The following is a 22,599-nucleotide window of genomic DNA, read 5'->3' as shown; positions in this document are numbered from 1 at the left end:
ATCAAAGCGAGCATACATTTTGGCCAGCCAGATGTATTCTCGCTTTCCTTTTGTTCGATTGGCAAAGAAATTGCTATATTCGCAAAGGAGAACCCAAACTCATTTAATTATGGCAAAAAATAAGCAAAAAACCAAGCAAAACACAATATCTCAAGCACCAAGTTTGTCCCAAACGGGAGGATTTTCTGCACCAAAAGTAAGTGATAATAATTTCACGATGAGTCCAATAACGGTTTATATTACATTGGCTGCTTGTGTTATTATTGCATTTGCGGCAGGTTTTTCAAATGGTTTTGTCAATTGGGACGACCAAATGTATGCGACTGAAAACATTATGATTCAGAATCCTTCGTTTGCCAACCTTATTAGACTTTTAACGGTTGAATGTGCCTTAAATTATCACCCACTTACGGTGGCGTCGTTGTGGTTAAATTCTGCTTTATTTGGAAAGGCGGCTTCGTCGTTTATTGTTGTCAATACGCTTATTCATCTTTTTAATACTTTTCTTATTTTTCGATTTTCGCAGCAACTTACCAGTAATAATACTTTGGTGAGTTTTTTGGTTGCTCTTTTTTGGGGAATTCATCCAATGCACGTCGAATCAGTCATTTGGGTTTCAGAGAGAAAAGATGTGCTTTATACAATGTTTTTCTTCTTGGCTTGTATCCAATACGTTAAGTATTTGAAAACAAGTGAGCAAAAATTACTTATCTATTGCTTCATTTTATTTGTATTATCGTGTTTATCAAAAGCAATGGCCGTTGTTTTACCAATGGTTTTATTATTGATTGATTATTGGTTTGATAAAGGTTTTTTAACTGTAAAAAACATTACATCAAAAATTCCTTTTTTCATTGTTGCAGTATTATTTGGTGCTTTAGCAGTGCATGTTCAAGGTGGAGGAAATCTAGGCGGGCTACTAGAAAAAATGACCTTAGATGTTGCCCTTAGCGATGCCCTTTCGTTTGGAGATAGAATAAAATTTGGCTTTTATGGCTTCTTAGTTTATATTTTCAAACTATTTATTCCAATTAATCAACACAATTTTTATGCATATCCCAATGCTGACCAATACGGTGCGATTCAATACATTACTGCTCCGATTTGGTCAATTGTTATTTTAGGAGGAGCAGCATTTTTTTATCGCCGACAAAAAGAAGTGTTTTTCGGAATAATGTTCTTTTTCTTTACAATCGTTTTGGTACTTCAATTTTTATCTGTTGGGGGAGCTATTTTGGCCGAACGCTATGCCTATATTCCTTATTTTGGTGTATTTTTCATGGTTTTTTATTGGCTTAATCAAAAAGTTGCATCAAAAAATACTTTGATTGTAGGAAGTAGCATCGTTGCCATAATTTTTATGTATTTGACCTATAAGCAAACGCTTACTTATAAAGATACAGGCACATTGTTTGCCAATTCATATAAATATGAACCCACATCACCCGTTGTCAATGAAAACTTAGCTAACCACTTTGGGCGTTCGGGCGAAATTGACCAAGTGATTCGTTATGGAGAATATGCTGCTTCGAAAGGTGTGCAATCGTATGCTTTAATGGGAGCATTAGCTAATGCATATTATTTGAAAGGAAATATGCCAAAGGCTTTAGAACTATATCAAAAAAGCATTGATAATTCGCCAAATCATCGAAAATTTGTGGCCTATTATAATCGAGGAATTGCAAATCGAGATGCAGGCAATTTTGCCCAATCGGCCGAAGATTTTACAAAGGCAATGGAACTTGGACAAGACAAAGTTGCTTATTTGCCATTAAGAGCTTTTGCTAATCTTAAAGCAAACAAGTTTAAAGAAGCGTATGATGATTATACAAAAATGATAACCATTGGCATAGCGGTTGATACTGCTTACAATGACCGTGCAGTAGCACGATATAGTTTAGGGGATACAGAAGGGGCTATAAAAGATCTGAGAGAAGTAATGAAACGAAATCCAAATTATAAAGATGCTCGTGAGAATTTGATAAAATTGGGCATTCAACCATAAAACAAAAAAAGCTTCTGAACATCAGAAGCTTTTTTTGTGAATAACATAAATTAATCATTCAATTTACTTTTATTTCTACTGTAAAGAAAATAGATAACAAAGCCTAATAACATCCAAATCATTGCAAATTTTTGAGCTTTTCCGTCTAACAACATCATTAAAGCAAAGTTTGTAATAATACCCAATGGAGCTACGATATTAAGTAAAGGTGTTTTGAATGGACGGTCACGATTCGGTTCTCTGAATCGAAGAATTAATACCGCTAAACAAACCATTGCAAAGGCAAACAAAGTACCAAAACTAGTCATATCACTTAAAATACCGATTGGTGTAAATGATGCTACGATTGATACCAATAAACCAACCAATACAGTGCTTTTCCAAGGAGTTTGGAACGTTGGGTGTATTTCTTTGAAGAAATTTGGTAATAAACCATCTTTTGCCATTCCTAAAAATACACGTGTTTGACCCAACATCATTACTAACATTACAGAGACCAAACCAGCAGTAGCTGCTGCGGTAATAATAAATACCGCCCAAGGTTGACCAACTTTATCAAACGCAAATGCAACTGGAGCTTTCAGTGCATCACCAGTAATGTCTTTGTAGTTTAACATTCCTGTTAAAACCAATGAAACCATAATATACAATACTGTACATATTAAAAGGGATGCAATGATTGCGAAAGGAACATCTTTTTTTGGATTAATTGCTTCTCCTGCTGATGTTGAAACCACATCAAAACCAATATAAGCAAAGAAAATAGCAGCAGCACCGCTAAAAATACCTTTTATACCATAGGCCTCTTTTGCAATGCCATCATCATGCATAATCATTTCCGTTTGAGGAATGAAAGGGTGCCAGTTATCTAAATTCACGAAAAACACACCAACAATAATTACGAAAATAATTGCAGCTAATTTTAGAATTACAATTAAGTTATTGGTATTTGCTGCTTCTTTGATTCCTTTTACTAATATCCAAGTAACAACCCAAGTAATAATAAAAGCAGGAAGGTTAAAGGCAAAAGACGATGGTTCGAGGTTATTAGCCTGTGCGAATGTAGCAGCTGACCATGGGTCGTTTCGCAAGTAATATGGAATCTCAATGCCAAATAAATGTAAAAGTTTGTTGAAATAACCAGACCAACTCACGGCAACTGTCATAGCTCCCATAGCGTATTCCAAAATAAGTCCCCAGCCAATTATCCAAGCAAAAAGCTCACCAATTGTACCATAAGCGTAAGCATAAGCCGAGCCTTCAACAGGTAGCATTGAGGCAAACTCCGAGTAGCACAGTGCTGCAAAAACACAGCCAATACCCGCTATAATAAATGAAAGTGCTAAAGCTGGTCCTGCATGATAATGGGCTGCTGTTCCTGTTAATACAAATATTCCACCGCCAATAATACCACCAATACCGATTGCTGTAAGGCTCCATTTGCCCATTACTCGTTTAAGTTGGTTGTTCTTAATGTCTGCTTCATAAGCCGACATAGGCTTTTTACGCCAAATACTTTTTTCCATAAAATTTTAGAGTTGGTTTTTATATTGATTACAAATTATATTGCAATATAAAACAAAAAAGGCTTGGTAAACCAAACCTTTCATGCAAAATGCGAAATATTCTTTTCTAAAATTAATATCTTGGACAAGAAAGTTCCTTTTTATTTCTTCTTTTTCGAGGACTATCTCGTTCTAATGGGTCTAATTGATAAGCGATCGAAATCTCGTGAGAACCACCAGTCGAAAGCCCTAAACTAGAAATTGTAACATCATAACTATAACCAATCGAAAAATTATCTTGGCGATAACCTAACAAAAATACGATGGCATCGTGATTCGTTCGAGAAATAGTTGGTTTTTTTATCGGAATACCTCTGTACCAAAGTCCTGCCGTTAATGATGAATAGGTTGTATAAAAACCTAAGTCAAATTGGTCAAACTTACCTTGTCTTTTGTATAAAAACGCAGGTGATACCGAAAATTCTTTATCAGCATTTGCTGCTCCAGAAAAAGGATTGGCAAGAGGAAATTTCAAACCGCCGCTCACACTCAATTTTCGAGGTAAACAATCTCCTGTCGGACAACCAGCAATTGGGCTTGTAGGCGTTGTTGATAAAAAGGTATAAGAAGGACGATTGATATGATGTAATGAAACGCCTAACCAAGAAAGGCTATTATAAAATAAGGCACCACCACTGAAATCAACAAATTTAATAGGTTGAATATTGTTTGAATTCGCAAATGGGTCGCTAGATGGATTTCCAGAAAATCCTCTGTTGGTATATTGGTCGCCAAAAGTAAGACCGAAATAATCTAAACTTTTGTTAGAATAGGTTGCTTGAGCTCCAAGACGTAAGAAGTTTTCTTCACCTAATTGAATTTGATAAGAATAAATACCGCTTAATTCAGTACTTTTTAATCGACCAGGCCCTTGTGAATCGTTGACAACCATTATCCCTATGCCACTATTAAGCTTTTCAATATAATGGTCTACCGAAAAGGCGGCCGTTACAAAGTTAGCATTAATTGAAGGCCATTGGTTTCGATAATTAGCAATCAGACGTGGGGCATACGCTCCTCCAGCAAATGCTGGATTCTGATACATCGGAGCCGCATAAAACTGCGAAAATTGAGCATCTTGAGCCACGCTATTCAAGCCGACTAAAGACAAAAGGACAATCCTTAAATAAAGTTTTTTCATTGCCTAAGTTAAAAGCATACAACGTGTTAATTCTAAGCAAATTTCATTCCAAAGACATGCTAAATAATTATTAAACGGATAAAATGGTTTTTTCTATATTTATTTGGTAACGATTGTTTGTAAAATTACGTCTTTATAGTATTATTGATATTATTTATACTCAATTATTGGCTTAATTCTTATTTTAATTTGAGCCATTCAAATAAAAGAATTTGAAAAATCGTTTATTTGTATAACCAGACATTGTTTTTGAATGTTTATCTAATAGCCTAACAATTAACGAATTATGAAAGGTCGTATTGGCGATAAACTTAAGATTTTTTTACTGATTGCCACATTTACATATATATCTTTCGATTCTGTCGCTCAGTTTTATGTAGGAGGTAAGCTCTGTATCGGTTCTGCACCACCGAGTACACCCACTATGCCTTCTACTCAATCAACGGATTGTGTTGAACCAACAGTTTTTTTTGATACTGAAAAAGATGCCACAGCCTGGTTATGGGATTTTGGTGACCCAACCTCTACCGCAAATACCGCAACAATACGTAATCCTCAACATTTTTACGCAACTCCAGGAAAATATATTGTTTCATTAACCCGAACTGTTAGCGGTATTTTGCAAAGTGCTGTTACTAAAGAAGTGACAATTGGTTTGCCACCACAGCAACCATTGTTTTTCAAAAAAAAGAAACTTGATACAACCATTTGCGATGGAAAAACCCTCAAACTTGATCCTTACTTTTTGCAGGCAACACCAACTGGAGCTAAGTTTTTATGGTTTCCCCAAGGACAAACTACACAAACGATAGATGTTACAAAATCAGGGTGTTATTCGGTTGAAGTATTTGATGCTGCTGGTGGTTGTTCACGAACAGCACAAATCAATGTTAAATTTTGTGTACAACCGCCAGCATCTTCTGGGTCTGAAAAATGGTATTTTGGGAAAGGAGCAACCTTAGATTTTCAAGCTCAAGGTTCTCCACAACCACCCAAAGACCCATTAGCAGAAACTGGTGATCTCTTTGATACACCCAAAGATGAAAATCCAGTGTATGTACCCATTACACCAACAAAAAGTAATCCAATTGATTCACCAGAAGGAGCGGCCATGGCATTCGACCCTTCAGGAACACTTGTTTTATATACTGACGGTGTAGATATTTTTGGGAAGGATGATAAACCTTTGGCAGCAATGCCACCGCTAACTGATAGTAAACTCGGCGGAACCAACGCAGCCACACAATCTGCGGTTATTGTTCCCAAAGGTTCTTGCAATGAATGTCCTCATCATTTGTATTATGTTTATACAATAAATAAACAAACAGGTTTATTGTCTTATAGTATTGTTGATTTACGGAGAAATGATGGAGTGGGTGCTGTTGTAGAAAAAGATATTCCAGTCAGTTTTCAGACTTCTCAACGCCTAACGGCAATGATAAATCAAAATGAAACAGGCTTTTTTATTTATTCACATGATGCAGGAACTAACACTTTTAGGATTTTAGAAATAGATTCAACAGGTACTAAAGAAACCATACAAAATATTGGGTTGGCTCATAGTGATGCAGTTAGTGAACAAGGTTATATGAGACTTTCGCCAACGGGTGCAAAAATGGCGGTTGCAGTTGTGAAAGGAGGTAAAAATTATATCGAAATATTTGATGTTGATAAAGCAACAGGACGTTTAGGTACACTCCCATTAACGATTGACATAGGTATTGCTGCTCCCCCTATTATTTATGGCGTGGAGTTTTCGGATGATGAACAAAAACTATATGTTACTCTTCGTGGAGATCCATCAAAAGGAGAAACATCTTACTTGTATCAACTGAATCTTAATTTAAAAAATCCTCTCCAAATCGCCACCGACAAAAAACTAATAGATAAATCAACTACCCTCGCATTTGGAGCATTACAAAGTGGCCCCATTAGCGGAGCGGGAAGCAAATTTATCTATATGGCTATTGATGGAAGCCAATATCTACCATACATAATGGACCCCAGTGCTGTTGGTGGAGCAAGTGTTGTTGGTTATCAACCAATTTCGGGAGGCTTTGGTGCTGATGTCTTAGGAGCTAGTGGCTTTGGCTTTCCAAATGTTATTCATGCAAAACCAAAACAAGACGGTGAAGGATTGAGTGCTACTTATGAAGGGAATTGTCAAGGAAAACCAACAATTTTTAAAACAGAAGGCATTTGTAGTCCGATGAAAGCGGAAGTAGAATGGGATTTTGGCGATGGAACTACGGGAACAGGAACAAATCCATCTCATACTTATGCTCAAGCGGGTACTTACACAGTTAAATTAACGGTGCATATTTTCTCCGAAACCGAAGCAAGTAAAATTATAAAAAGTCAAATTTTAGGAAATACTTTAAGAGAAAAGTGTAATGATTTCACCGTAACTGATATTATCACGATAAAACCCTCACCAATCGTAAACCTAGCAGATGAAGCTTATGTATGTATTAGTGAGAATGAAACATTAAAACTTGACCCAAAGGCTCAACAGACTGTTAACCCAGGATATCTTTGGAATACTACTGAAAAAACACCAACAGTAATTGCTAATGCAGCGGGCGTTTATATGGTTACTGTTTCAAATATATTTTCAAATAGCACAAGGTGTTTTAATTCAGATAAAATCGAAATAAAAGAAGGGTGTGAACCTCGTCTCTTTGTTCCCGAAATATTTACAGCGAATAACGATGGTATCAATGATATTTTGCAAATACCGAGTGCTCATATAACAGACTTTGAATTACGTATTTTTAATCGTTGGGGCGAAATAATATTTGAATCAAAAGACCCAGAACGAATTTGGGATGGTAGTTATAAAGGACAAGTAATTGCACCAATGATGTATGCTTTTGTGGTAAGTTATAAAAGTAGTGACTTTCCTGAACGTGAAAAAATCACCCGCCGAGGAGCAATTATGTTAGTCAATTAATTCTACTAAAAATTCGTATATTTGGGCTTCTTAAAGAAGACAATTTTTCCCAGATTTCATGCGACAAGATTATATCACAGGTGATGGCGAAGCCCTTTCTCCCATCGAAAAAGAAATTGAAAGAGCTTTAAGACCGCTCTCATTCGATGATTTTACGGGCCAAGATAAGATTTTGGAAAACCTCAAAATATTTGTTCTTGCGGCCAAACAACGTAAAGAAGCTCTCGACCATGTATTGCTACATGGCCCTCCAGGTCTTGGAAAAACAACCCTTTCAAATATTATTTCAAACGAATTAGGAGCGAATATCAAAATAACTTCTGGTCCAGTTTTAGATAAACCGAGCGATTTGGCTGGACTTTTGACTAATTTAGAACCCTTTGATGTTCTTTTTATTGACGAAATTCACCGACTAAATCCTGTTGTTGAAGAATACCTTTACTCAGCAATGGAAGATTACAAAATCGACATCATGCTCGATTCTGGCCCAAATGCTCGTAGTGTGCAGATTGGTCTCAATCCTTTTACGCTCATTGGTGCAACAACACGCTCAGGTTTGCTTACATCGCCGCTAAGAGCTAGGTTTGGTATAAATTCTCGTTTAGAATATTACGACGCCGTATTGCTTACTAAAATCGTAAAACGTTCGGCACACATCCTAAATATGCCAATCGAAGATGAAGGTGCATACGAAATTGCTCGACGTAGTAGAGGTACACCACGAATTGCCAATAATCTATTGCGTCGAACAAGAGATTTTGCTCAAGTAAAAGGTGATGGGCGAATAACAATTGCTATTGCTGAAATGGCTCTGACGGCTCTCGATGTTGACCAAGATGGTCTTGATGATATGGATAATAGAATTTTATTGACAATCATCGAAAAGTTTAAAGGTGGGCCAGTCGGTTTGTCAACTATTGCAACAGCTGTTGGCGAAGAAGCCGAAACGATAGAAGAAGTTTACGAGCCATTTTTGATTCAAGAAGGCTACTTAAAACGTACCGCTCGTGGAAGAGAAGCGACTGAAAAGGCATATCGACATCTAAATATTTTGCCAAAATATCGTTCTGGTGAACTGTTTTAAATCAAAATGAGTGGTGCATTTTAAAATGTACCACTCTTTTGAAAATCAGAAAAAAGCATCTTCAAATTGCCTAATTTCAAAAGCTTGCCCAACGATAATTGCAATAATATCAAATCTGATTTTTCCGTGCCAATCGTGTTGGTAAACATAATTTTCAGCGGTTTTTATGATTAGACTTGCTTTGTTTTTTGAAATAGTTTGTTCAGGAAACCCGTGTGAAATTTCCGACCTAGCCCTCACTTCTACAAAAACCAGCCATTCTTCTTTTAATGCAATAATGTCAATTTCTCCCTTACCGTGTGTGTAATTTTGTTCGAGAATTTCATATCCATTTTTTCTTAAAAAATCGGCGGCCAATGCTTCGGCTTTATTGCCTGTATCGTTGTGTTCGGCCATAAAATTTAAACGACAGGTGGAAAGCCTGTCGTTATGTAAAAATCTAATACTATTATGTTTTTATACCAATTCGGCAATTACCGTTTCGCCACCAACAGGTTTGTCATCTATATTAACTAAAATTTTGGCGTCTAATGGCAAGAAAATATCAATTCTCGAACCAAATTTTATAAATCCAAATTCAGAACCTTGCTCAACGCTTTGCCCTTCCTTCACATACCAACAGATTCGACGAGCCAAGGCACCCGCAATCTGACGAAATAAAACTTCTGTGCCATTAGGGTGTTTTACAACGATTGTTGTTCGCTCATTTTCAGTACTTGATTTTGGATGCCAAGCTACTAGGTATTTGCCAGCATGATACTTCGCATAAGTAACAATACCAGAAATTGGATTAAAATTGATATGTACATTAAGTGGTGACATAAAAATAGAAACTTGGCGGCGTGGGCCTTTGAAATATTCAGTTTCGATTACTTCTTCAATTACAACCACTTTCCCATCAGCAGGTGCAATAACGTGTTTTGGGTTTATGACCGTTGTTCTGATTGGTTTACGAAAAAATTGAACTACAACCACAAACAAGAAAAGACTAACAATAAGCAATAGCGTATGTAAGAGTTCTTGTTCGGGCAAAAAATATCTTAAAGTAGCATTCGCTATTAATAATCCAATAATTGTCAACGAAATCGTTCCTGTGCCTTCTTTATGAAGTGTCATTTTCTGAGCTGTTTAGTTTTTTAGAACCGCAAATATAATGAAACAATGTTTTTACGTTATCTTCACAGCTCAAATATTTATAATACGTGTGCAAAAGCTGTGGATAAGTTGGTGTTTCACGTGGAAAAACTCTTGATATAATATGCAAAAACTCTTTTTTTGGCAAAATTGGCCCAAAACAGAACGATTTAGCTTTCTTTCTATTTTAGTAATTCTTGTAATTTCTCTTCTATTTTTGGCATTCTACTGTTTCAAAGGTTTAGAAAATGTAATTCATTGGGATATTTTGAGTGAACTGGATGAAATTCCGTCAACCTTAGATTCATTTTCTGATGGAAACCTAAAATTTACCATTAACGGGAACGCCTACATTGTAAAAGAACATTTCTTGGCTTCAACAATGGCTATTAATTTGTTGGCAAATCATGTTTTTGGAATTTGTTTTGCTATCGGACTATGTTTGTTGTTGAGTGCGTTTTCGAGTATGAGTCGCTATTGGTTTTTAGGCGGAATGGTTTTGTTAGCAGGAATTTTGATAACTTTTCATCTTGAAATTGTTTTTAATACAATTAATCAAATGCCATTTCTAGTGGCTTTTGGAATGTTTGCTGGGCTTGCGTTTTATTTCAATACTTTTGAAATTCAGGCTAGTTTCTTCAAAAGATTTCTTTTTTTTGTAGCAATCACAATTATTGCAGGAAGCTTGATTGGATTTATGTCAAAAACACAAATGCCAAGTTTTGCTATTTTGTCTTATGGATTATTGTCTGCAATTATTATTTCGGCGATTTTTATCTTGTTTGTATCTCACGAAATATTATCTGGATTGGTTTGGGTTGTATCTAATTCTGGCGTAAAAAATCGCAATCACCTTTCTTCGTTTCTAGCCATTTCAAGCATTTATTTGCTCAATGTACTATTAATTTACCTTGAAAAATCGCAGTACATAGATTGGAATATTCTCTCGATTAGTCCTCTAGTTCTGTATGTCTCTTCAATGATTTTAGGAATTTGGGGTTTTAGAGATTATTGCGAACAGGCGAATTTCTTCAACTTTCGCACCATTGGAGCGTGGCTTTATTTAGGATTAGCTATTATTTCTACTGCCACGATTGGTTACGCTTACGCAACCGCCAACGATTCTCTAATCGAAGCTTTCGAAGATTTTATCTCGTATTCTCATTTTGCAGTTGGACTTTGTTTTTTCTTTTATGTACTAATTAATTTTACGCAGCTGCTCCTTAAAGGCTTAGATGTGCATAAGGTTATCTATAAACCCAAGTTTTACGAATTTTTATTGTTTAGACTTGCGGCGATTATCATCGTGTTTGTGCTGATTTCATTCAAAAATTATAATAATTATTTCCAAACAAAAGCGGGTTATTTTAATGCAATTGCAGACTTCTACAATGTGAATGAGGATTTGCAAGCTGCCGAAACTTTCTACAAAGAAGCATTGCATTATGATGTGCGAAATCATAAATCAAACTACGCTTTGGCATCTTTAGCAATTAATGCCGACGATAAAGAAAATACTGGAATTTTCCTGAAAAATGCTTTGGAAAAAAATGCGAGTCCATTTGCTTATGCTGGATTGAGCAAAGTTTTACAGGAAAAAGATATGTTTTTTGATGCCTTGTTTACACTCCGAGAGGGCGTAAGTAAGTTTCCCAAAAACCAACAATTACTCACCAACATTGCTCTTCTTTATGAAAAAACAAAAGTTACTGATTCAACTTTGCATTATTTGAATTTGGCAAAAGAAAATTGTACGGATTGTGATTTAGCAGAGTCAAATTTATTAGCTTATCAATTAAAGTATGGAGAAAATGACTCGCTTTATAAAGCAATGATTTCTTCTAACCCGAAACTTGGTGGCGATAATCGAGCTTCTAAAAATATGAGCCTTCGAGCAAACAGGGCAGCAGCTGATAAGATAATGAAGGTTCAAGCTAACACTAATCTTGTATTACCAAAAGATTCTGCTCTAAATGTAAGTCAGTTTGCGTTGCTTTATAATTTGTCATCTTTCAATAATCGACTGTTTCCGTATTCGAGCAAAGATTTGCAAAATATTCAGCGAAAGGAAATCAATAATTCTTTTTTTGAAGATTTAGAATTTGCTATTTCTTGCAGAAATTATTTTACTGAAAACAAATTATCAGGATTAAAACAATTGGCAATTTTGGCCAATGATTCGACTAAACACAAACCTTTATATAATCAAGTTGTAGGAATGTGGTTTTTGCAGCAGGGGGTTTATGATAAAGCAATTATGTTTTTGAGCAGAGCAGGAGATATTTCGTCCGTAGAAATTTTACAAAAGCAAGATTACAAAAAAACAATTGATGAGTTTCAACAAGCCCAAGCTTCCGAAATAATCAAGAAGCTAAAAACGAAAGCAGATTTTGATAAAGCACTAGCTGAAAACCCACTAAACCCAATCATTTTGAGCAAAGTTTTGGATTTTTATAATACCAAACTCAAAAAGCCTAACGAGGCTTATAATTTTATTTTTAGGGCAGTAGAATTGAATGATAATGCAATCGAATTGTGGAAACTTTATACGCTACAATCGCTCAAAATTGGTACAAAAGATTACGCAGAAGATGGTTTATTGAAGTTACAACAATTGAGTACTCCTGCCGATTATCAAGCGTTTCTTTCCATCTATCAAGCCCAAAAAGCATTGATGGAAAAAACAAAGGATGGTTTTGAATGATTCTATAAATTTGATTTGTAAAATCTAACACCGTGCAATGCTTTCAAGCAAAATTTGCACACAAACCAAACTATCCTTTTTGAGGGTCTGGATATGAAAATTATCGAAACAACCAATATTTCAAAACGCTACATCATGGGTAGCGAAATTATTGATGCTTTGAAATCTGTCACGATTTCGGTCAATAAAGGCGAATACGTAGCATTTATGGGCCCTTCGGGTTCAGGAAAATCTACATTGATGAATATTATTGGTTGTTTGGATTCGCCAACAGGTGGGCGATATGTTTTGAATAACCACGATGTAAGTAGTATGAGCGAAAACGAATTGGCTGAAATCAGAAACAAAGAAATTGGTTTCGTTTTTCAAACATTTAATTTGCTTCCTCGTCAATCTGCACTTGAAAATGTTGCTTTGCCTTTGATTTATGCAGGTTATACAAAATCTCAGCGTACCGAAAAAGCAATGATGACGCTCAAAAATGTTGGTCTTGACAATAGAGCTCATCACAAACCAAATGAACTTTCAGGAGGGCAAAGACAAAGGGTTGCAATTGCTCGTGCATTGGTTAATGACCCAAGTATTTTGCTGGCGGATGAACCAACAGGTAATTTGGACACAAAAACTTCGTATGAAATTATGGAGTTGTTCGACCAACTTTATTCTAAAGGAAATACAATCGTAATGGTTACGCACGAAGAAGATATTGCTAAATATTCGCACCGAATTATTCGCTTGCGTGATGGTTTGGTTGAATCTGATGAAGTCAATCCAACACCGACGAATCCGAGAGAAATGGCAAAAATGTTTGCTGAACGAGTAAAAGAATAATAGTAACACGATTAAAAATTTTAGAAATATTAATGTATTTCAAACTAAAATACAATCATTATCGTTTATAGTCATATATCACAAAAATAACTTCTATGAAAAAAGTATTATCATTTCTTTCTTTAATGCTGGTAATCAGCACATTATCATTCGGACAAAGTCCACGAGTATCGGCAGAAAGTGCCAATGTTAAAGTGTCTTACGGACAACCATCTAAAAAAGGTCGTGTTGTTTTTGGTGGATTAGAGAAATTTGGAACAATTTGGCGTACAGGTGCTAATGAAGCAACCGAAATCACTTTCAAAAAAGATGTAAAATTTGGTGGTAAAACTGTGAAAGCAGGAACATATTCTCTTTTCTCAAAATTAGGAGAAAAAGAGTGGACAATCATTTTGAATAGCGAATTGAAGCAATGGGGAGCTTATGGATACGAAAAAATTAAAGACAAAAATGTAGCCGAAGTAACAGTTCCAGTAAAAACATTAAAAGACGTAGTAGAGAAATTAACATTAACTACTGACGATAAGACTTTAACCATTTCCTGGGATACGACGAGTGTGAGCGTACCTATGGAGTTTTAGGGTTTAGGTAAGTGTAGTAATAAAAAGCCGAGGTTTTGCCTCGGCTTTTTTTGTCCCTCGTTTCCAAGTAGTCGAAGAGAATAAGTTTTATTTCTTTCCAATAAATCTCTCAAAAAATTCATAAATACGTAGCATGCGGTCGATTCTTTGACGAACATTTCCTGTACGTGAAAGCTCATGTGTTGCTCCTGGCATTCTTACGTATTCAACCTCTTTACCCATTATCTTCATTGATTTATACATCATTTCACTTTGAATTGGACCTGTACGCAAGTCGTTTTCACCATGTTTGATGAGCAAAGGCGTACGAATTTTGTCAACGAAAGTGTAAGGAGAGTTCGATTCTAAAACGCCTTCAGTTTTGTCATTCCATGGAAAATTAAAATAACTCGGAATCAAACGCCAAGCGTTGCCTTCTCCCAAAAATGTAGTTAAATCATACACACCACGTTGAGCAAAAGCTGCTTTGAAACGATGGTCGTGACCAACAATCCATGCTGTTAAATAACCCGCATACGAGCCTCCCGTAATTACTCGGCGAGAAGTATCCACCCAAGATTGTTTGGCTGCATCGGTTTCTGCTGCCAAAACATCTTCGGCAGGCCCTGTTCCCCAGTCTTTTATATTTGCACGCAAAAAATCAAGCCCATAACCGCCCGAACCACGAGGATTAGCATAAACGACCCCATAACCTTGTGAACAAAAATACTGAAACTCATGCCACATCGAAAATTCGCCTGGCCCCCACATAGCGGTTGGCCCGCCATGCATATTGAGTAATAATGGATATTTTTTACTTGCATCAAAATTGCTTGGTTTCATTATCCAATAATCAATTTTTTGGCCTTTTGTGTTGGTATATGTTCTTTTTTCAGGAAAACTCAAGGCTTTATTTTTTACCCAATCATTTACAGAGGTAAGTTTTATTGGGTTTTTCATCAGTAAATCAGCTACATAAAGTTCGTTTGGATTGGCAACTTCAGTTTTGGAATAAAGAATTTTATCATTTGATAAATCAAAACCTAAAATTCCAGATTCAAAATCTGACAATTGTTCAATTTTTTTCGACAAAACGTCAACTCGATAAATTGGTTGTCCTCCGTTCGATTGAGCAGTAAAATAAATGTATTTTAAATCTTTTGACCATGTAAGCCCGCTAATCGAACGGTCAAATTTAATTAGTTGAGCATCTGTTCCGTCGGCTTTAGCTAAGAATAATTCACCAATATTTACACCTTGTGAAGTAGATTTCAAATATGCTACATTTTTTCCGTCAGGAGAAAAAGAGACACCGCCAAATGATTTACCTTTTTCGGATAAAATTACTTTTCGATTTGAGCCGTCGGTATTCATCGAAACGATTTTATTATCTTGTTCACGGTCAGGGTGTTGCATCGAATCAAGAGCAGTCGATACTACGATTTGTCCATTTAGTAACCATGCACCACCACCAAAACTTGTAAAACCAGACGTGATTGGTGTAGGTTTTGCTCCTTCTTTAACATCAATTACATAAATATGATTAAATGATAATTCGGGTTGTGTTGTTGCTTCTCCTTGAAAACTAAGACGATTGATAACTTTTGCCTTTTTGTCTTCAACATCTTTGTCCAAATACGCACGAATTTCTTCAATTGTTCCGTCAGGATTTGGTTTGACACCTTTTGGTGTTTTTAAAAATTCATTATTCTTGAAACCGGGTTTTTCCAAAGACCAAGCAGGAAAACCTTTTTGAGGGTTGAGCACCGAGTCTTTTAAAAGTTCTGTCAACGAGAGTCCAACGCTAAACGAAATTTTAGCACCATCTTTCGACCAATTAGGGTTTGATGCACCGTACTTTACATCTGTCAGTTGGAAAGCTTCGCCACCATCCAAAGGCATCACAAAAATCTGAGATTTTCCTTTGACATTTCTTGCAAAAGCAATCTGCTTACTGTCAGGCGACCAAGCTGCACTGCCAACGCTTTCAGGTCCACGAGTTATTTGTCTAACCGACTGAAAATCAGTTAAATACAAATGTGAACGGTAATCATACTCAAGTTTGTTTTCTTCGTTGGGTTCGGTTGTTTTTACTGAATAAATAGCTTTTTTACCATCGGGAGCAACACTAATGCTACCGATTTGCTTGATTCGAGTAAGGTCAGTAGCAACAACTTTATCTTTACCGACTTGGGCAAAAACAAGGTTGGAAAAGAAAATAAGGGTTAGGATAATTCTCATAATTGATTGTTTTTGAAGTTTACTTGGTAAAAGTACAAAAAGCAAATCAATAAAAAATCAATTGGTTGATGCATCCAATTTTTTATATATGAAAATTGATGTTTTGGCTACAAATGAGCAAATTGGCTAAAAACGATTTGGTATAATGATTTTTACTAGCAAAATAAGCAAGTTTATTCTTTCAGAATAAGTGTTTGTCCGAAAAAACTATTGTTATCTGCTTAATTGAAATAAGTTTGTCACACCTTTAGAAACACAAGCAACGCAATGAACATGATGGCGAATTATTTTGCAAGATGTCATTAATAAATTTGCCAAATTCAAGCTTTCGTCGAGTACTTTTCCGAATTGGGCCTAAAATGTATCTAACATGGTATTTTTACAAATCTAAATACGAAGTAGAAAAATATGGAACGAACACCTACAATTATAAAAACAATAGACGCAGAAGGAATTAAAAGCCTTCAGCTTATCACTTTCGCAGGTGATATTGAGATTCTTGGAACGGATGAAAATACGATTAAAATTGAAATTTTTGCCTCAGTTCGTAGTTGGACGTCATTGTTTTTTGTTGCAGAAAGGGTAAATTTTATCGATGACGAGATTAATTATTTAGATATTAATAAAACAGATGAAACTCTCAGAATCTTCTCGAAACCCAATTATTTTCATCCTTTCAATTGGTTTAATTTTCAAAAAACATCTTTCCGAATTTTGCTTCCTAAAACGATACATTCAAATTTAAAAACATACGGAGGAAATATTTATTTGAAAAATATCGATGGTAACCACGCTTTTACAACTTGGGGAGGAAATTTGTATATTGAAAACACCCAAGGTATTTTGAAAGGTAAAACAATGGGTGGAAAAATAGAAATTGTCAATTCAGATGCTAAAATAGATGCCAATACTTGGGGTGGGAAGGTTTTTCTGCTCGAAAATCGAGGTGATATAATCGTAAAAACGCTAGGAGGAAACATTGAAATCAGAAATCAAAAAGGGAAAGTTCATGCGAGTACTTCTGGTGGAAATATTTTATGTGAAGGTCTTTGGGGAGAATTGCAATGCTCAACTTGGGGTGGAAATATTAAGCTTTGGAATATCAATGGAAATGTCGGGGCAAGTACCAAAGGAGGAAATGTAGAAGCTGAAATAAAATTAGTAAAAGAATATATTTGGCTCGATACGGCAGGAGGAAATATTAAAACGGTTTTACCGCTTCAGCAACCAATGAATCTGGATATTTCGAGTTCGAGAATTATACTACCAAATTTACCCAACTTTGATGGTTTCAGAACTCAAAATCAATTAATGGGTAAAATCAATGGCGGCGGTCCATCTGTGAAAATAAAAGGAACTGGCGGGAATATAAAAATATACGATAATAACTATGGAGATTTTGGCGAAACTATCAAACCACAAAGTAGTTTTGAGAAGAGACAAGAAAAAATCATAGAAAAGAAGCCTCCTTTACCGAATGCAAGTTTTTTTTTTCTTACCCTTATTTTTTGCATACTACTTACCTATGGGCTAAGTAGTATTGTTTATTTTACGTTGCAAATGATTAATCCACAAGAAAGCCAAACGGGGGTTGATAAAATTTTGTTTTTTTCAAATATTGCTAATGGTTTGGGGTCACATTTGGCGGTTAATATTTTTATTTTAACATTAGATAATCTGATTTATGATAAGCTGCTAAAATACCTTTCTATTGTTACATTAACTGTTATTCTAGTTGTTATTTTTCAATCGATATTGTATGTTATTTTTATTGGTTATTCACAAAATTTATTCAAATATTCTATCGAAAACAAGGATGCTTTAATTTATACCATCATTCCTCTACTTGTGGCTTGTATTTGTTTCTATTATTGGCAACGTACTCACCAAATTTCTCGAAAAATATCGGAGCAAGAATACCAACTACTGAATCTTGAAAAACTTAAAACGACAGCCGAATTAGGTGCATTACAAGCTCGAATAAATCCACATTTTTTGTATAATTCGCTCAATAGTATTGCAAGTTTAGTACATTCGGACCCTGATAAAGCCGAAGAAATGACTATCCTTTTGTCAAAACTTTTTCGATATACGACCGACCGAAATGATGAACTTTTTAGCAGCGTTGCCGATGAATTAGAAATCGTAAAAACGTATCTTTCAATCGAACAAGTGCGTTTTGGAGATAGGTTAAAGTTTACTACGAAATTAGAAAGTAGGCTAGAAAAGTTTCAAATTCCACGACTTTTGTTACAACCAATTGTTGAAAATGCTATTAAACATGGTATTTCAAAAATTTCTGGAGACGGAAAAATAGAAGTCAATATTTACGAAAAATCAGATAATATTATTCTTTCTGTGCATGATTCGGGCGTACTTTTTCCTGAAGAAATGGCGTCAGGCTACGGACTTAGAAGCATTCAAGATAAATTAAGATTAATTTATGGAATCGATGCCGCACTAGAAATACATAATGAACCACAGTATAAATCAGTTGTAATCACAATAAAGAAAAAATGAAAACAATACTCATCGATGACGAGCCTTTGGCTATTGGAAGGCTGAAAAGGCTGCTCGCAAAATACGAAGATTTTGAGGTAATTGACGAAGCAAAAAATGGGCAAGATGGATTTGAAAAAGTCACATTTCATCAACCAGATGTTATTTTTCTTGATATAGAAATGCCTGTTTTGAGTGGTTTTGAAATGCTTTCTCGCCTAGAATTTATGCCTTACGTAGTCTTTGCAACAGCTTATGACCAATACGCTATTCGGGCTTTTGAAGAAAATTCGATTGATTATTTATTAAAGCCAATCGAAGCCGAAAGGTTAGAAAAAACGATAGAAAAACTCCGAAAATTGAAGTCAACAGCCAACAATAGTTCGATGAATTTAAGTCTTTTGAAATTGATAGAACAATTTAAGCCTAAAAAGGAAATTCATTCAATTTCGGTAAAATATGGTGAGAAAATCTTGTTTATTCCACTCAATGAAATTAGTTTTTTTGAGGCTGAAGACAAATATGTTTTTTTAAATACAAACGATGGGAAGCAATATTTGACCAACTATACAATTGCGTCCTTGGAAGAAAAACTCCCCGAAAATTTTGTTCGAGTAAGTCGCTCTTCAATCATTAACTCGTTATTAATCAAAGAATTACAAAAACATTTTAATGGAAAATATTTGGTAATCATGCAAGATACAAGAGCGTCAAAAATTGAAACAGGCTCAACATATTCAGATAATTTAAAGAAATTGATGGAGATTTAGATTGGACAGATGAGATACAAGAAAAAGAGTCTTTCTCGAATCCCATCACCTTTATCTAAAAAACATATTTATAATCAACAATTCTTAGCGTTTACATCGCAAGCTTCACCAACAGTTTCGGTTGGTTGCATTTCTTGGGCTACTTTTTCTAAAGTTTCCAAAAATACGCTCGTTGGTTGAGCTCCGCTAATGCCGTATTTATTATTTAGAATAAAAAAAGGCACACCCGAAACGCCCAAATTTTGAAAATGTTTGATTTCCTGCGTCACTTGATAACCAATTTCATCGTTTCCTAAAATACTTTCAGTTTTCTCACGATTCCAACCAAAATCTTCCATGAAATCAAGTATTTGTTCTTTGTCCGAAAAATCAATTCCATCAGTAAAATAGCCTTTGAAAAGTTTTTCTTCCAACGCTATTTGAGTTCCTTCTTCACGGGCAATATGCAGTAATTTATGTAGTGGAATTGTATTAACTGCTTTTGGCATTTTATCAAAATTGAAATCAATACCAGCCTTTTCTCCAACACCAACGACTCTTTCAAAAATTTGTTCAATTCGATCGATGCTACCAAATTTATTGGCAAAATATTCATCACGAGAAACACCTTCAACAGGAATTGTTGGGTCGAGCTGAAAAGGGTGCCAAGTAATCTCAACTGGTTGACTATCAAAACTTTCGAGTGCTTTTTCTAAGTGTTTTTTTCCGATATAACACCACGGGCAAGCCACGTCAGATACTATATCTATTTGCAGAGGTTTATTAATCATTTAGTATAATTGTTTAATCGAGTAAACCCAAGTTTTGATGATTTGGTTCAAAAAAAAGGGATTTCAAAATCTTGAAATCCCTTTTTTTTATTTTACTTTCAGACTAAAAAATTAAACAAATTCTTTTCCTCTGCTGGTTGCAGTGGCGACAAATTCTTTTACTTTTTGTTCGTCTTCTTTTTTGCAAATCATTAAAACATTATCGTATTCGGCCACAATATAACCATCTAAACCATTGACCACAACGAGACGGTCTTTTGGTGTTTTCACGATACAGTTTTTGGTGTCATAAAGCATCACATGAGCATCAATAGCATTTTGATTTTCGTCTTTTTCAGAAATTTCGTACAAAGATTTCCAAGTTCCTAAATCCGACCAACCAATATCCGAAAGAACCACATAAACGTTTTCAGCACGTTCCATAACACCATTATCAATCGAGATATTTTTGCACTGCGGATACGCTCTATTTAAGGCTTCTTCTTCACGGTCAGTGTAAAAATCTCCTTTGATTTCTTCAAAAGCTTCTGCCATTTCAGGTAAAAACGCTTCAAAGCTTTTCTTGATAGCATTAACATTCCAGATAAAAATACCTGCATTCCAAACAAATTCTCCACTTTCGACAAATTTTACAGCCCATTCGGCATTTGGTTTTTCGGTAAAAGTACGCACGCGTTTTATATCGCCTTCTGATTCGGCAAATTGAATATAACCATAGCCAGTATCAGGGCGAGTTGGTTTGATGCCAAGTGTTACTAAAACATCATTTTTAGCTGAAAAATGCAAAGCAATATTGATTCGCTTGCGAAATTCTTCTTCTTTCAGAATAATATGGTCAGCAGGAGCAACTACAATATTTGCATTTGGGTTTTGAGCAGCAATTTTGTAGCAAGCATAACCGATGCAAGGAGCAGTATTTCGGCGATTTGGTTCAAGTAAAATTTGGTCATCGTTGAGATAAGGCATTTGAGCCTTAGTGATGTCATAATACTCTTTACTTGTAACAATATATATATTTTCTCTTGGGCAAATACCTTCAAAACGTTCAACAGTTTGTTGAATCATTGTTTTCCCAATACCCAAAACATCATGGAATTGTTTCGGATTTGTACTGCGACTAAAAGGCCAGAACCTTGTTCCAACCCCACCAGCCATAATTATGACGTAATTATTGTTCATTAGCTTATACTTGCTTATTTGGTATTCAAATATTTATAGATGACTAAAAGTTGATTTTATTGTTTGAAGTAAGTTTCTAATCGTAAAGCTACATTTTCTCTGATATTCATCCAAAAAAGATTTATATCAGCTACATGCCAAACTTTTGTTTTCAGAAAAACCCGCCCCCTTACATAAGGTTTATTAATCCAAAGCAACCCTTGATAACTTTGGGCATCGGCTGCTTGCTGTACAAAAGTATATTTGAGTCCAACCCCACCTTTATTTAACTGTTTTGGAGCAAACTCCTCGTCTAATTTCCAAGTCAAAGGATTGGTACAGACAGCGGTGCTTAGTCCATTTTTATAATATTCGGGTGTAAAATTTCTAGCAAAAGTATTCCAAGACACAAAACCACCGATTTCATCTGCCGATTTACTTGGTTTAATATTCTCAAATGTATCAGGTTGTGTAGCGATTCCGATTAAATAAGCCTCGACTAATTGTTTTTGAAGAGGTTTTCCATCAAAATAATCTTTTAAAAGACGTTTTGCGTGAACAGTCCCTTGGCTATGCGAAGCAATAATAATTGGCCGACCCTGATTCCAATTTTTGAGATAATATTCAAAAGCAGCTTTTATGTCAGCATAAGCCAAATCTAATGCTTGTTTTTTGTCATCAGCGTTTGGAGTCAAAAAACAATAATAATGAGCTTGTCTATAACGAGGAGCATAAATCTTGCCAGAACCGTTAAAAACTGAAGCTTGATTTAAAATTGTTGAATTATCTGTTTTTTGATTCAATTCAGTGTCGTTTACGTCAGCATTCCATTCGTATTGATTTTTGGGTTCGTACGTAAAAGTTGTAGGGTGAAGAAAGAATACATCAGCTTTTGCTTCGCTTTGTTTGTCTGTCAAATTTGACTTTAAAGGCACCTTATCAGCAGCGTCATCTTTGGTTGGTAATGCCGCCCAAGCATCATTCAGTGCATAATTCGGAGCTTGAGGAGCATTATTTAAGTCAAAATGTGTTTTCAGAATTACCGAGTTTTGGGCGGTGGTTTTTCCCGAAAAAATAATCAAAAAAGAAAAAATTGATAGAAAAACTGTTTTTTGCATTGTATATAATTATTTTTTGGTAAAATTGTAACATTTTAATACAAACTAGTAATAGTATGCTTGCAT

General features: G+C 35.3%; 16 protein-coding genes. 8 read left to right on the top strand and 8 right to left on the bottom strand.

Annotated elements, in window-relative coordinates; all coding sequences use genetic code 11:
• Positions 1-109: 109 nt before the first annotated feature.
• Positions 110-2,005 (top strand): tetratricopeptide repeat protein, encoded by a 1,896-nt coding sequence (locus MJQ71_RS14635; RefSeq protein WP_238807373.1) that lies wholly within the window; start codon positions 110-112, stop codon positions 2,003-2,005.
• Between the two features lie 50 nt (positions 2,006-2,055).
• On the opposite strand, the gene MJQ71_RS14630 is transcribed toward MJQ71_RS14635, so the two are convergent.
• Entirely contained in the window at positions 2,056-3,531 is a 1,476-nt protein-coding gene (locus MJQ71_RS14630; RefSeq protein WP_238807372.1) for an APC family permease, read from the bottom strand.
• A 112-nt stretch (positions 3,532-3,643) separates the two neighbouring features.
• On the bottom strand, positions 3,644-4,711 hold the full coding sequence (locus MJQ71_RS14625) for a PorP/SprF family type IX secretion system membrane protein (RefSeq protein ID WP_238807371.1): 1,068 nt from the start codon (positions 4,709-4,711) through the stop codon (positions 3,644-3,646).
• Between the two features lie 286 nt (positions 4,712-4,997).
• Here MJQ71_RS14625 and MJQ71_RS20910 point away from each other — a divergent pair, with 286 nt between their 5' ends.
• The gene (locus MJQ71_RS20910; protein WP_290370184.1) at positions 4,998-7,664 is read left to right on the top strand and encodes a PKD domain-containing protein; all 2,667 of its coding nucleotides are present in this window, start codon (positions 4,998-5,000) and stop codon (positions 7,662-7,664) included.
• 58 nt (positions 7,665-7,722) lie between these two features.
• A complete protein-coding gene (ruvB, locus tag MJQ71_RS14605; RefSeq protein WP_238807370.1) occupies positions 7,723-8,748 on the top strand; it encodes a Holliday junction branch migration DNA helicase RuvB in 1,026 nt (341 codons plus the stop codon).
• Positions 8,749-8,793: 45 nt separating this feature from the next.
• Here the strand turns inward: ruvB and MJQ71_RS14600 are convergent, their stop codons facing one another.
• Positions 8,794-9,144 carry a YraN family protein gene (locus MJQ71_RS14600; RefSeq protein ID WP_238807369.1) on the bottom strand — a complete coding sequence of 117 codons (351 nt, stop codon included), beginning with the start codon at positions 9,142-9,144 and terminating at the stop codon, positions 8,794-8,796.
• A gap of 60 nt (positions 9,145-9,204) precedes the next feature.
• Positions 9,205-9,864 carry a phosphatidylserine decarboxylase family protein gene (locus MJQ71_RS14595; protein WP_238807368.1) on the bottom strand — a complete coding sequence of 220 codons (660 nt, stop codon included), beginning with the start codon at positions 9,862-9,864 and terminating at the stop codon, positions 9,205-9,207.
• 142 nt (positions 9,865-10,006) lie between these two features.
• Here MJQ71_RS14595 and MJQ71_RS14590 point away from each other — a divergent pair, with 142 nt between their 5' ends.
• The 3 genes from MJQ71_RS14590 (at position 10,007) to MJQ71_RS14580 (ending at position 13,998) form a co-directional block, all read left to right on the top strand.
• Positions 10,007-12,586, top strand: coding sequence for a hypothetical protein (locus tag MJQ71_RS14590; RefSeq protein WP_238807367.1), 2,580 nt, complete (start codon positions 10,007-10,009; stop codon positions 12,584-12,586).
• A 93-nt stretch (positions 12,587-12,679) separates the two neighbouring features.
• A complete protein-coding gene (locus MJQ71_RS14585) occupies positions 12,680-13,417 on the top strand; it encodes an ABC transporter ATP-binding protein (RefSeq protein WP_238807366.1) in 738 nt (245 codons plus the stop codon).
• Between the two features lie 95 nt (positions 13,418-13,512).
• Positions 13,513-13,998, top strand: a complete 486-nt coding sequence (locus tag MJQ71_RS14580; RefSeq protein ID WP_238807365.1) for a DUF2911 domain-containing protein — start codon at positions 13,513-13,515, stop codon at positions 13,996-13,998.
• Positions 13,999-14,085: 87 nt separating this feature from the next.
• Here the strand turns inward: MJQ71_RS14580 and MJQ71_RS14575 are convergent, their stop codons facing one another.
• On the bottom strand, positions 14,086-16,218 hold the full coding sequence (locus MJQ71_RS14575) for a S9 family peptidase (RefSeq protein ID WP_238807364.1): 2,133 nt from the start codon (positions 16,216-16,218) through the stop codon (positions 14,086-14,088).
• A 408-nt stretch (positions 16,219-16,626) separates the two neighbouring features.
• On the opposite strand from MJQ71_RS14575, the gene MJQ71_RS14570 reads away from it, so the two are divergent.
• Both MJQ71_RS14570 and MJQ71_RS14565 read left to right on the top strand, forming a co-directional pair.
• A complete protein-coding gene (locus MJQ71_RS14570; RefSeq protein WP_238807363.1) occupies positions 16,627-18,738 on the top strand; it encodes a histidine kinase in 2,112 nt (703 codons plus the stop codon).
• Positions 18,735-19,487, top strand: coding sequence for a LytR/AlgR family response regulator transcription factor (locus tag MJQ71_RS14565; protein ID WP_238807362.1), 753 nt, complete (start codon positions 18,735-18,737; stop codon positions 19,485-19,487). Before MJQ71_RS14570 ends, MJQ71_RS14565 begins: the two co-directional genes overlap by 4 nt.
• Positions 19,488-19,561: 74 nt before the next feature.
• Here MJQ71_RS14565 and MJQ71_RS14560 read toward each other — a convergent pair whose 3' ends face one another.
• From MJQ71_RS14560 to MJQ71_RS14550, 3 genes are all read right to left on the bottom strand, one after another.
• Positions 19,562-20,257: a DsbA family oxidoreductase gene (locus tag MJQ71_RS14560; RefSeq protein ID WP_238807361.1), complete on the bottom strand. Its 696-nt coding sequence runs from the start codon at positions 20,255-20,257 to the stop codon at positions 19,562-19,564.
• Positions 20,258-20,368: 111 nt separating this feature from the next.
• On the bottom strand, positions 20,369-21,436 hold the full coding sequence (locus MJQ71_RS14555) for a mannose-1-phosphate guanylyltransferase (RefSeq protein ID WP_238807360.1): 1,068 nt from the start codon (positions 21,434-21,436) through the stop codon (positions 20,369-20,371).
• A gap of 56 nt (positions 21,437-21,492) precedes the next feature.
• Positions 21,493-22,533, bottom strand: coding sequence for a DUF3089 domain-containing protein (locus tag MJQ71_RS14550; RefSeq protein ID WP_238807359.1), 1,041 nt, complete (start codon positions 22,531-22,533; stop codon positions 21,493-21,495).
• Positions 22,534-22,599: the final 66 nt, after the last annotated feature.

Origin of the sequence: Emticicia aquatica (genome assembly GCF_923079645.1) — a bacterium.
GTDB classification, from domain to species: domain Bacteria; phylum Bacteroidota; class Bacteroidia; order Cytophagales; family Spirosomataceae; genus Emticicia; species Emticicia aquatica.
The sequence above is the reverse complement of the archived record's forward strand: the minus strand, read 5'-3'. Positions and strand labels throughout refer to the sequence as shown.

Coding starts and splice junctions, on each gene's coding strand:
- MJQ71_RS14585 (WP_238807366.1), top strand. CDS start 12,680: ATGAAAATTATCGAAACAACCAATATTTCAAAACGCTACATCATGGGT.
- MJQ71_RS14600 (WP_238807369.1), bottom strand. CDS start 9,144: ATGGCCGAACACAACGATACAGGCAATAAAGCCGAAGCATTGGCCGCC.
- MJQ71_RS14590 (WP_238807367.1), top strand. CDS start 10,007: ATGCAAAAACTCTTTTTTTGGCAAAATTGGCCCAAAACAGAACGATTT.
- MJQ71_RS14565 (WP_238807362.1), top strand. CDS start 18,735: ATGAAAACAATACTCATCGATGACGAGCCTTTGGCTATTGGAAGGCTG.
- MJQ71_RS14570 (WP_238807363.1), top strand. CDS start 16,627: ATGGAACGAACACCTACAATTATAAAAACAATAGACGCAGAAGGAATT.
- MJQ71_RS14625 (WP_238807371.1), bottom strand. CDS start 4,711: ATGAAAAAACTTTATTTAAGGATTGTCCTTTTGTCTTTAGTCGGCTTG.
- MJQ71_RS14575 (WP_238807364.1), bottom strand. CDS start 16,218: ATGAGAATTATCCTAACCCTTATTTTCTTTTCCAACCTTGTTTTTGCC.
- MJQ71_RS14560 (WP_238807361.1), bottom strand. CDS start 20,257: ATGATTAATAAACCTCTGCAAATAGATATAGTATCTGACGTGGCTTGC.
- MJQ71_RS14555 (WP_238807360.1), bottom strand. CDS start 21,436: ATGAACAATAATTACGTCATAATTATGGCTGGTGGGGTTGGAACAAGG.
- MJQ71_RS14580 (WP_238807365.1), top strand. CDS start 13,513: ATGAAAAAAGTATTATCATTTCTTTCTTTAATGCTGGTAATCAGCACA.
- MJQ71_RS14630 (WP_238807372.1), bottom strand. CDS start 3,531: ATGGAAAAAAGTATTTGGCGTAAAAAGCCTATGTCGGCTTATGAAGCA.
- ruvB (WP_238807370.1), top strand. CDS start 7,723: ATGCGACAAGATTATATCACAGGTGATGGCGAAGCCCTTTCTCCCATC.
- MJQ71_RS14635 (WP_238807373.1), top strand. CDS start 110: ATGGCAAAAAATAAGCAAAAAACCAAGCAAAACACAATATCTCAAGCA.
- MJQ71_RS14595 (WP_238807368.1), bottom strand. CDS start 9,864: ATGACACTTCATAAAGAAGGCACAGGAACGATTTCGTTGACAATTATT.
- MJQ71_RS14550 (WP_238807359.1), bottom strand. CDS start 22,533: ATGCAAAAAACAGTTTTTCTATCAATTTTTTCTTTTTTGATTATTTTT.
- MJQ71_RS20910 (WP_290370184.1), top strand. CDS start 4,998: ATGAAAGGTCGTATTGGCGATAAACTTAAGATTTTTTTACTGATTGCC.